Origin of the sequence: Methylocella silvestris (genome assembly GCF_002891535.1) — a bacterium.
Classification (GTDB): domain Bacteria; phylum Pseudomonadota; class Alphaproteobacteria; order Rhizobiales; family Beijerinckiaceae; genus Methylocapsa; species Methylocapsa silvestris_A.
The window spans coordinates 1-5,177 of sequence record NZ_PDZR01000049.1; the positions used below are offsets into that span (position 1 = coordinate 1).

At 58.3% G+C, this 5,177-nt stretch carries 2 protein-coding genes and 2 pseudogenes; 1 reads left to right on the top strand and 3 read right to left on the bottom strand.

Annotated features, from left to right (window positions below; translation table 11 throughout):
* Positions 1–724: 724 nt before the first annotated feature.
* A pseudogene (locus CR492_RS20040) lies at positions 725–931 on the bottom strand (CopG family transcriptional regulator); the annotation flags it as partial.
* 51 nt (positions 932–982) lie between these two features.
* On the bottom strand, positions 983–1,654 hold the full coding sequence (locus CR492_RS20045) for an IS6 family transposase (RefSeq protein WP_102845477.1): 672 nt from the start codon (positions 1,652–1,654) through the stop codon (positions 983–985).
* A gap of 715 nt (positions 1,655–2,369) precedes the next feature.
* Here CR492_RS20045 and CR492_RS20050 point away from each other — a divergent pair.
* Positions 2,370–3,478: pseudogene (locus tag CR492_RS20050) on the top strand (IS110 family transposase).
* 440 nt (positions 3,479–3,918) lie between these two features.
* Here CR492_RS20050 and CR492_RS20055 read toward each other — a convergent pair.
* Positions 3,919–4,398, bottom strand: a complete 480-nt coding sequence (locus CR492_RS20055; RefSeq protein WP_102845475.1) for a cupin domain-containing protein — start codon at positions 4,396–4,398, stop codon at positions 3,919–3,921.
* Positions 4,399–5,177 lie beyond the last annotated feature (779 nt).

Genomic DNA, 5,177 nt, shown 5'->3' on the forward strand with positions numbered 1-5,177 from the left:
AAGCGGAGAAAGAAGCTGTGGACGTCATGGACGGGAACCGCGGTGGCGATCGTGTTGATGTAAGCATGCGACGGCATTCGGTATGTGTCCTCCGACCTTGAACGCTGCTGCCGAATTCGAAGGCATTTGCGTATGATTTTTTGGCCTTACGATCTTTATTGGCCGACTGGCCGGAATAAGCCACTTCCGGCTGCGTCTTCACGCAAGTTTCATACGCGCCGCACCGGCGTCTTGCCCGGGGCCTCCGCGACCGGAGCGGAAACGACCGAAAATTTTTCCAGCAGGTCGGGGGCTCGATCATCGGCGGACGCCTAATTGTCGAGCCAAAGCTCAAGCTCTGCTACACCCTCGCCGAGCTTTTGGCGATGCGACTTCGATCAGCCGATGATTGCCGAATAGAGAGAATGGCTCGACGCGCCGGTGGTCGGGCGCGAGAAATTTTTGATGCATCGAGGCGACAATTGCCATTCTCGACTTGGCCAAGGTAGGGGGTAATAAGAGGCGCCTGCGATGTGGTGATCGTCTCGTCGCGCGCGCTGAAAACACATTTCATAATTGCCGCTCTACCTAATACCAAGTTCAAGCCTCACCCCACTGTCGTGAACACCCTTTAGGTTGATGTCCGCTTCGGACCAGCAGTGTCGTTGGACCGAACGGCACGGATGGGCGCGAAGCGGCCCATCAATAGTGTGTTTAGCCAAGGTCCGCCTTGTTTCAAAACTCGTCATTCCTTCTCATCGTCAATCCTTCCAGCTCCCACGTCCTGGGGAATTTCGTCAAGCAGATTTTGTCCCTTCTGCAGACGCCGGCCGAGCGCCTCGATGAAGCCTTCATAACGCTCGCGGCCTCTTATCTGGGCGGAGGCCTGTGCATCGCTCGGCAGTAACGGCGTGACGGTCAGCCAGAACCGTACGAACAACGCCAGCGGGTTCTGTCGCAAATTTTCCCTGTGGGCGAGGAAGGGCCGGGATTACGAATTGGTTTATACAGCCAGCGCATAGAACTGCTGCGCTGGGCGCAATTTACCCCTGGCGCGCAACTGGCTCTTGCGGATCATGTGCATGAGTTCGACTCCAGAAAGAGTTGCCGCCGCTGACCGAAAGGACTTGAACCTCATCATCGGCCGCACCATTCGTTTGACGGCTCGGTGGTCCTGTTTGACGATGTTGTTCAAATATTTGATCCGACGGATTTCGAGGTCCTCCTCATGTTCTGCGTTGTAGCTTTCGATCGCCGCCGTGTTGGCGCCGCTCTTGTCGATCGTGATCTTCTTGGGAACGCCATGATGGCCGATCGCCTTGCGCAGGAACTGCAATGCGGCTTTACGATCTCGCTTGGCGGTCAGCAGGAAGTCTACGGAGGCCCCAGCTTTATCGACCGCCCGATACAAATATTTCCAGGAACCTTTGATTTTCACATAGGTCTCGTCCAATCGCCAGCTGGAGCCAACCGAGCGCTTGCAGGCACGAAATTGCTGATCCAGCAGCGGGGCGTATTTCACGACCCAACGATTGAGCGTGGAATGGTCAACCTCGACGCCCCGCTCTGCCAGCATTTCCTCGAGCTGCCGATAGTTGATCGGATATGCCACATACCAGCGAACGCCCCAAAGGATCACCTCACGTTGAAAATGGCTGCCCTTGAACTCGATCATCGTGCCATTCCACCAGATCCGTTTCCAGCGATCATACCTCCAGGCTTCCGCCAAGGAAAGTTTGCGACAGAACCGCTCAATCCGCCCCCTCTCGCCGATCTGACTGGATTCCGAGGCTACCGCCGCTGATCGAGTGCGCAAATTTCGACTGAGCGATGCCACTGACAGTGCGAGCCGAGTGAAAAGCCCGCGTTACGCTGCTTCGTCTGTGTGCTTCGAGTGTTCACTCAGTCGATACCCGCAGCGGTCACCGTGGCCGCCGTGTTGAGCGCCGCCTCCATGGTAGACGCCGCCATGATAGGTCCCGCCACCTGGATAACAGGCCCAGCCACCTTTTTCTTGAACATCTTTATGTCCTTTCGGGCTGCCTCCCTCCAGATGATCCCGGATTGATCGTCAAGGCCCTTGAACCGGGAATTGCCTCCGGCTCTTGAGCCACTGGGTGCCTACGGACGGCGGACGACGCTGCATAGTGTCATCGTAGCTACCGTTCACAAGTATCGCGATATTGACAGCAATTTCCTTCGCCTTGATCGCCTAACACATCCTTGTGCTGGCACGCGCTCTCCAGTTCTTCACATTCGCGCTGCGAAGGCCCCTCCCACCTAGACCTTATGATTGCTGGGCCTGAGGGTGGCCCGTCATCCGATATGCAACGGTACGAGGGTTAAGCCAGCTGGCCGGCGCAGAGCCTCATGCATAGGAGACGGGCCGAATGGAACATACCCGATTTATTGGCTTGGATATTCACAAAGAGCGGATTTCGGTCGCGGTGGCGCAGAGGGGGCGATCCGGGGCGGTGGAATACCTTGGCGAGATTGCCAATGAACCTGGCGCCATCAGCAAACTGTGCGACCGTCTTCGCCGTCCCGGCAAGCCGCGCGTTTTGTTATGAGGCCGGACCGTGTAGCTACGGCGTTCATCGCCAACTCAAAAGTCTCGGCCATCGGTGCGACGTGGTGGCGCCGTCGCTGATTCCGATGAAGCCTGGCGATAGGGTGAAGACAAATCGACGCGACGCGACCCTGCTCGCCCGTCTTCATCGGGCCGGAGAATTGACGCCCGTCTGGGTGCCCGACGCCGATCATGAAGCCATGCGCGACCTGATCCGGCTGCGCAGCGTCGTCCGGCAAATCGTGACGCGCGCGCGTCAACATCTTCAAGGTTTTCTGGTGCGTCATGGTCGCAAGCACGGGGCGGGACGGCATGGCGAATGGCTTACCGGCGGTGGCTATCGACTTTGGCGTTTGACCATCTCGCTCAGCAGATCGCCTTTCAGGACTATGTCGACGCCGTCATGGATGCGGAACGGCGCCTCAGCGAGTCGAGGAACAGATCTTCCGCCTTTTCCCCGACTGGACTTTGCGCCCCGTTGTCGACGGCTTGCAGGCGCGGGGGATCGCGCTGATCAATGCCGTGGTGCTGGTCACGGAAGTCGGGGATTTCACGCGCTTCTCAAACCCGCGCCAACTCATGGCCTATTTCGGCCTGGTCCCGGGCGAGCGATCGAGCGGCGAGACCGTCCGGCACGGCGGCATTACCAAGACCGGCAACACCCATGCGCGGCGCGCGCTGGTCGAAGGCGTCTGGGCTTACCGAATGAAGGCGCGCATCGGCCGTCACAAGGTCGACCGGATCGAGGCGCTGCCAAAAGCTGTTCGCGACATCGGGTGGAAAGCGCAAGTCCGGCTCTGCGCCCGCTATCGCCGACTGAGTGCGCGCGGCAAGAGCGCCAATGTCGTCAATGTCGCCATCGCACGCGAGATGGTGGGCTTCATCTGGTCGATCGCCTGCACGATTCAATCCACGCCAAAGGCGGCGTGACCGTGACTTAACAGATAGACAGAGGAGATCCCAAACACAAAATCAGCCTCGGCGCGGTATGCGGCGCTAGGGGCGGGACAATGCCGGGGACCCCTCGTCTCCACTATGAGCCTTTGATGCTCGCCACCTAGGCAGAGGCAGCCCCAAACGAAGCAAGGTCATGCGGCTCGACCCGCGGATGAGAGATTGTTGACCTACGTTTAAGTCCTGCCTCCTGCGCCGCCTATCCGTCGTACAAATGCCTCTGCCGTCGATCGGAATCGGCGGGCCAATTCCTATGCAAAAGGTCCTTGTCAGCAATCATGAGGGGGATATAATCTAACACTTGGTGCCCGCTGGCCAAGTTCGCGCTGGGATGGATTGCAGATATCCGATCTGGCAGTTTCATAGTCCACTGGCGCCATTAGCTGACACGCTCCCGTTCTTGCAGAACAATCGGGTCACCCGTGTTTATCGGGCGCATGTTTTGGCTGCACTGACCAAGCCGCTGGCTCGTCGTCTTTGTCGGCTTCGGCCGCCGCCGCCGTCGCCTGCACCTTGCTAGGCGTGTGGTGGGCGGGCGCGTAGATCGCATAGACCTGCATTGGCGTCACCCCGATATTGGTGATGTTGTGCCAGGTCCCCGCCGGAACGAGGACGCACCAACCGTCTGACACTTCCTTTTCAAAAGTCAGTTTGTCCTTCGCGGCTCCCATCTGCACTCGGCCGCTGCCCGCGTCGAGGCGCAGGAACTGATCGGTCTCCGGATGCGCTTCAAGGCCAATCTCTCCGCCGGGGGGAATCGACATCAGCGTCACTTGCAGATAGCGCCCGCTCCAGGCGACTGAACGGTAATTTGTATTTTCCTTCGTCGCGCGTTCAATGTCGAACGATTGCGGCTGCGGCCCAATGTCTTTGATCCTGTCAGCAGTGCTGTCCAATGACTGATCTCCTCAAGATTGCGCGGATGCACTGTCTCGCACTGCTCCGGCAATTTGTTGCGCTCGCGGCCGTGCGGCGACCGAAGCCTCCGACTATTGTTTCGAGAGGCGAGTCCGTGTGGCACGCGAATGTTCAACGGCCATGTCCTGAGCCTCCCGTGCAGCAGCGTATTTCGTTGCGCCACGTCGCAGACTGCGACGAAGACAGGCAATTCGCATTGATTTAAATCATTGGCGATCCGATCAGACGATTGACCTCGCCGCATCCTAGCCGTTGGCGCGAAGCACGGCCGCGCAGCTCGTCGCGGATGTCGGCGATGATCAACGTGACGAAGGCTGCCACGGCGAATCGGGCTGGCGCAAGGTCGCTCAGATAAGGTGGGCTGAGGGCTACCATCGGAAATTGTTGGCCTTTATGTTGGCCTTTCATGCGCAGGTGTTTATTTTATCAATATATTTCAATTGGATGCTTACGTAATTCGATTCCGCCCCTGGCACCATTAAATCAATGACTTAGTCGTGGCTGAGAAAACCGTCAGACACGTTTGATCGAATATGTTCCGTCAAATGGCGGTCCAACCATTGACGCCAGCGTTACAAATCAACCTGTCCCTTATTCTGGCCCGCCGCCAACCGTTGACGATGCCCCCGCTGAGGGTCCCCCGATTTCTGATCCAGGCTGATGGAGAGTATCCGGCGTTCATTCGGCCGCTTGAGCGGCCGTGACAGCAGCATATTCGACCGGCGTCAGCCAGCCAAGAGACGTGTGAGGACGGCTC